Consider the following 4,847-nt stretch of genomic DNA (forward strand, 5'->3'; position numbering starts at 1 on the left):
ACAGCGCGCCAAACACGTACCAAAAATTCAGGTTTTTGGACGCGTAGTACTCGGACAAATGGTCCTTGTAAAGCTTGGAAGCCGGGAAACGGTTGTCCACCCAGTTGAGCAGCTTTTCGCCTACGGGGGCGTTGGGAGAAATTTCTTTGAATTGAGCCATGTCAGTCTCCATCAAGCCTTCTTGTCTTCGCCAATGATCAACTTGGTGTCAGACAAGTACATGTGCGGTGGCACTTCGAGGTTGTCTGGTGCCGGCTTGTTCTTGAACACGCGGCCCGCCAGATCAAATGTCGAACCATGGCAAGCGCACAAGAAGCCGCCAGTCCAGTCATCGGGCAAGGAGGGTTGCGATCCTGTGGCGAACCGGTCGCCGGGTGAACAGCCCAAGTGGGTGCAAATGCCCACAGTCACCATGATCTCAGGCTTGATGGAACGGTGTCCATTCTTGGCGTAATCAGGCGTGGGGTATGCCGTACGTGCGGAAGCTGGATCGGCCAGTTGACCCTCGATCTTCTTGAGGGACTCAAGTTGCTCAGGGGTGCGCTTCATGATCCATACAGGCTTGCCGCGCCATTCGACCGTCAGCTTTTCGCCCGGGTTCAGGGCGGAAATATCAACTTCGACGGCCGCACCAGCCGCTTTGGCTCGTTCGGAAGGTTGGAAGCTGCTGACGAAGGGGGTGGCCACAAAGCCAGCGCCTACGGCACCTGCGCAACCGGAAGCAATCAGCCAGGTCCGTTTGCTGTTGTCGACTGGGGTGTCACTCATGGGAATCCTCTAGCGAGTCGTTATCAGGGTCAACCCGAGATTGTAGCGGAGTGAAACAACCCACCGACTTACAAGCGTTCTGCTGAGACACTATTGCCGCATAATCGGGCGCTGTATTCATTTTTTGGAGTCACTGAGATGTCATTTATTCAAGAATTCAAAACTTTTACCGTAAAAGGAAACGCCATTGATCTGGCTGTCGGCGTGATCATTGGCGGTGCTTTTGGCAAGATCGTCGACTCGATCGTGGGTGACCTGATCATGCCGTTGGTCAGCAAGGCCTTTGGCGGGCTGGATTTTTCCAACTATTACCTGGCACTGGCAGGGCAAACTGCAGGTTTGTCGTTGCTCGAAGCCAAAAAATTGGGGGCCGTGTTTGCATATGGCAACTTCTTCACGGTGGCCTTGAACTTCATCATCCTGGCCTTCATCATCTTTTTGATGATCCGCCAAATGAACCGGTTGAAGACCTCCGCGCCCGAAGCTGCGGCCCCAGAGGCAGCGGCCGTCACACCGGAAGACGTTTTATTGCTGCGTGAGATTCGAGACAGCCTGAACCACAAAGCTTGAAGCACAGACCTTCAGGTCAGTCGGTGAAATTGACCATTTGGCGCGCCATGCGAATGGCCTGAATCATGCTGCTGGCATCGGCCAGGCCTTTTCCTGCCAGGTCCATTGCCGTGCCGTGGTCAGGGCTGGTTCGGACCAAGGGCAGCCCCAGTGTCACGTTCACCCCTTGCTCCACCCCCAGGTACTTGACCGGTATCAAACCCTGATCGTGGTACATCGCGATGACCACATCAAATTCACGCCGACCATCGGGCCGCTTGCGCGCCCGCATGAAAACCGTATCGGGTGCATAAGGGCCGTGAACATCCAGCCCCTCTTGCCTGGCAATGGCCAGGCAGGGGTGCAAAACCTCGATCTCTTCACGCCCGAACAAACCACCCTCCCCTGCATGTGGGTTGACGCCGGCAACAGCAATGCGTGGTTTTCGGCCCAAAAGCGACGTCAATGACGCGTCGGTGATGCGCAAGGTTTGCAAGACGCGCTCGAGCGTGATGGCCTCCAGGGCCTCGCGCAAGGACACATGAATGCTCACCAACACAGTGCGCAACTCGTCATTGGCAAGCATCATGCGCACGGGCATTTGCGCCACAGTCACACGCGCGTGCCGGGCGGCTTCGGCCTGCAGCAATTCGGTATGACCCGGGTATTGGTTGTAAGGCGCCCCTGCAGCATGCAGGGCCTCTTTGTGCAAAGGCGCCGTCACCAAAGCGGCAACCTCACCCCGCAAAGCTGCGCGCGTGGCCCACAGCACCGCATCGCCAGCCAATTGCCCGGCACGGGCATCGACCCGACCCCAGGGCAAAGCGGGGGCCTCAGGCACCACTTGCATCACGGGCAGGCAGCGAGGTGGCACATGCATAGCCTCTGCTGGGGTCTGGATTTCGCAAACTGGAAAAGTCGGCACGGCTTGAACCAAGGCCATGGCCCGTCGCATCAGGGCCACATCGCCCGCCACAAAACAGCCCTGGGTCGATTCAGGCGCACAACACCAAGCACGGGCAATGATTTCAGGGCCGATGCCGCAAGGATCGCCTGGCGTGATCGCGATGGGTCGCGCAATTCGGGCCGGTAACAGTTCGGGTTCAGAAGTCATGCCGGTGCGACTCACGCAGGGTTATCAATGTCAATAAAGCGGTGTTGCAAACCCAGCTCTTGCGCCACCCTGGCCGCAACGGCAGGTGCACCATAGCGCTCAGTGGCATGGTGACCGCAAGCAAGGAATGCCACGCCGGTTTCTCTGGCCAGATGGGCTTGCGGCTCCGAAATTTCACCGGTGATGAAAGCGTCGACGCCTTGGGCAATGGCCGCTTCAAAGTAGCTTTGCGCACCGCCGGTGCACCAAGCCACGCGGCGAACCTGTTGACCCATGTCGCCAACGCAGGTCACTGGGCGTGCAAGAACAGCCGACACGTGATCGGCCAGCGCTTGGGGTCTGGACCAGGGCTGTGTGCCAACGCCTAAAAACCCCAGGTCCTGATCTCCGAATCGACCATCGGCTTGCCAACCCAGCAAGCGACCCAATTGGGCATTGTTGCCCAATTCAGGATGCGCATCGAGCGGCAAATGGTAGGCAAAAAGATGGATGCCATGCGTCAGCAACAAGCGAAGGCGTTCGCGCATCCAGCCGACGACGCGCCCATCCTGGCCACGCCAGAACAAGCCGTGGTGCACAAAAATGGCATCGGCATGGGCTTCAATGGCGGCTTCGATCAGGGCCCGGCTGGCGGTCACACCGCTGACCAGCAACTTCACCTCGCGGTCGCCCTCGACCTGCAGGCCATTGGGGCCGTAATCGCGAAATTTTTCCGGTTGGAGCAGGTCATCAAAGGCCTGGCCCAGAATTTTGGCATTGGTCATGGCGGAGGGTTGGGAATCTTGAATAGGTATTGTGGCGCAAGGCACCTGAACAGTTGCCCTGAATCAAGGACAATCTGAAACCATGAAACGTTATTGGCTTTTATTTTCCCAATGGGTGACCGTGCTGCTGGCGGTCTGGTTTGTGGTCGCCACCCTTCAGCCCTCGTGGCTGCGTGGCGCACAGCGATCTGCCGACGGGATGACCTTGCTGCAGGCCCCTGCAGGATCGCCCCTGAATCGCCCTGCAGGCAGCCTGAGCGCCCCCGCCCGCATGGCTTCCCCTGCCGTCGTCAGCATCAACACCAGCAAAGCCAAAACCAATAACCCCCAAAGCCAGGATCCCTGGTTCAAGTTTTTTTATGGCGAGCAAGAAGAGCAAAACCCGGCTGGCCTGGGCAGTGGCGTCATCGTCAGCCCCGAAGGCCATATTCTCACCAACAACCATGTGATCGAAGACGCAGACGACATCGAGGTGGTGCTGGCCGATGGCAGGCGTGCAGCGGCCAAAGTCATTGGCACAGATCCCGACACCGACCTGGCCCTGCTCAAAATCAATCTCGATAAATTGCCTGTCATCGTTTTGGGTCAAACCCAAGACCTTGAAGTCGGGGACATTGTGCTGGCGATTGGCAACCCTTTTGGCGTAGGTCAAACCGTGACGTCGGGCATTGTCAGTGCTTTGGGCCGCAGCCAGTTGGGCATCAACACCTTCGAAAATTTCATCCAGACCGATGCCGCGATCAACCCGGGCAACTCGGGCGGTGCGCTGGTCGACGTCAACGGCAACCTGATGGGCATCAACACCGCCATTTATTCACGTTCCGGCGGCAACATGGGCATTGGCTTTGCCATTCCGATCTCGACGGCCAAACAAGTGATGCAGGATTTGCTGAAAAATGGCAAAGTCATTCGGGGCTGGATCGGTGTCGAACCCCAGGACATGTCTCCCGAATTGGCTGAAAGCTTTCAGTTGCCCAAGACCGGTCAGGCTTTGCCGGCGGGTGTCGTCATCACGGGCGTGCTGAAAAACGGACCCGCCTCCAATGCGGGCATTCGCCCGGGCGACGTGATTGTCAAAGTGGCTGGGCAACCCGTGCGCAATGTGCCGAGTTGTTAACCCAGGTCGCCAGCCTGAAGCCGGGTGAACCCGCCCAAGTGAACATCTGGCGTCGTCAAGGTGAAGTGAATCTGAGCCTGACCCCTGGTGAACGGCCCGCTGCCAGCAAGCCCCGGCGCTGAAAAGCCTGCACTTCAAGCAGCCTCTTCGGTCTCTTCAGGCGGCCGCGTGTGCTTGATGAAAATTTGTGCCGCCCAGATGCCCAATTCGTACAGCAAACACATCGGGATGGCCAGCGCCAATTGAGACACTACATCTGGGGGAGTAACCACTGCGGCAATCACAAAAGCCAGCACCACAAAGTAGCCCCGGAAATCCTTGAGTTTTTGCACACTGACGACGCCCATGCGGGCCAGCACCACCACGGCCACAGGCACCTCAAAAGCCAGACCAAAGGCCAGGAACATGGACAACACAAAGCTCAAATACGCCTCGATGTCAGGTGCGGCGGTGATGCTTTTGGGCGCAAAGCTCTGAATGAAGCTGAACACCTGACCGAATACAAAAAAGTAACAGAAAGCCACGCCAATGAAAA

The 4,847-nt window shown here is 57.7% G+C and carries 5 protein-coding genes and 2 pseudogenes; 2 read left to right on the forward strand and 5 right to left on the reverse strand.

The features are described from left to right. Together ACIQ3A_RS13790 and petA are read right to left on the reverse strand one after the other, a co-directional pair. Positions 1 to 160, reverse strand: a pseudogene (locus tag ACIQ3A_RS13790) (cytochrome bc complex cytochrome b subunit); the annotation flags it as partial. Positions 161 to 171: 11 nt separating this feature from the next. Further along, complete coding sequence (gene petA, locus ACIQ3A_RS13795) at positions 172 to 768, reverse strand: ubiquinol-cytochrome c reductase iron-sulfur subunit (RefSeq protein ID WP_396432298.1); 597 nt, start codon at positions 766 to 768, stop codon at positions 172 to 174. Between the two features lie 138 nt (positions 769 to 906). Here petA and mscL point away from each other — a divergent pair, with 138 nt between their 5' ends. Then, complete coding sequence (gene mscL, locus ACIQ3A_RS13800; protein ID WP_396432299.1) at positions 907 to 1,338, forward strand: large conductance mechanosensitive channel protein MscL; 432 nt, start codon at positions 907 to 909, stop codon at positions 1,336 to 1,338. Between the two features lie 16 nt (positions 1,339 to 1,354). On the opposite strand, the gene pdxA is transcribed toward mscL, so the two are convergent. Together pdxA and ACIQ3A_RS13810 are read right to left on the reverse strand one after the other, a co-directional pair. Beyond that, positions 1,355 to 2,431: a 4-hydroxythreonine-4-phosphate dehydrogenase PdxA gene (gene pdxA, locus ACIQ3A_RS13805; protein WP_396432300.1), complete on the reverse strand. Its 1,077-nt coding sequence runs from the start codon at positions 2,429 to 2,431 to the stop codon at positions 1,355 to 1,357. Between the two features lie 11 nt (positions 2,432 to 2,442). Further along, positions 2,443 to 3,195: a Nif3-like dinuclear metal center hexameric protein gene (locus ACIQ3A_RS13810; protein WP_396432301.1), complete on the reverse strand. Its 753-nt coding sequence runs from the start codon at positions 3,193 to 3,195 to the stop codon at positions 2,443 to 2,445. A gap of 82 nt (positions 3,196 to 3,277) precedes the next feature. On the opposite strand from ACIQ3A_RS13810, the pseudogene ACIQ3A_RS13815 reads away from it, so the two are divergent. Beyond that, positions 3,278 to 4,434, forward strand: a pseudogene (locus ACIQ3A_RS13815) (S1C family serine protease). A 12-nt stretch (positions 4,435 to 4,446) separates the two neighbouring features. Here the strand turns inward: ACIQ3A_RS13815 and ACIQ3A_RS13820 are convergent. Further along, positions 4,447 to 4,847 (reverse strand): twin-arginine translocase subunit TatC (locus ACIQ3A_RS13820; protein WP_396432302.1); only part of this gene is annotated, 401 nt, incomplete at its 5' end.

Source organism: Limnohabitans sp., assembly GCF_044361985.1.
GTDB lineage: Bacteria > Pseudomonadota > Gammaproteobacteria > Burkholderiales > Burkholderiaceae_C > Limnohabitans_A.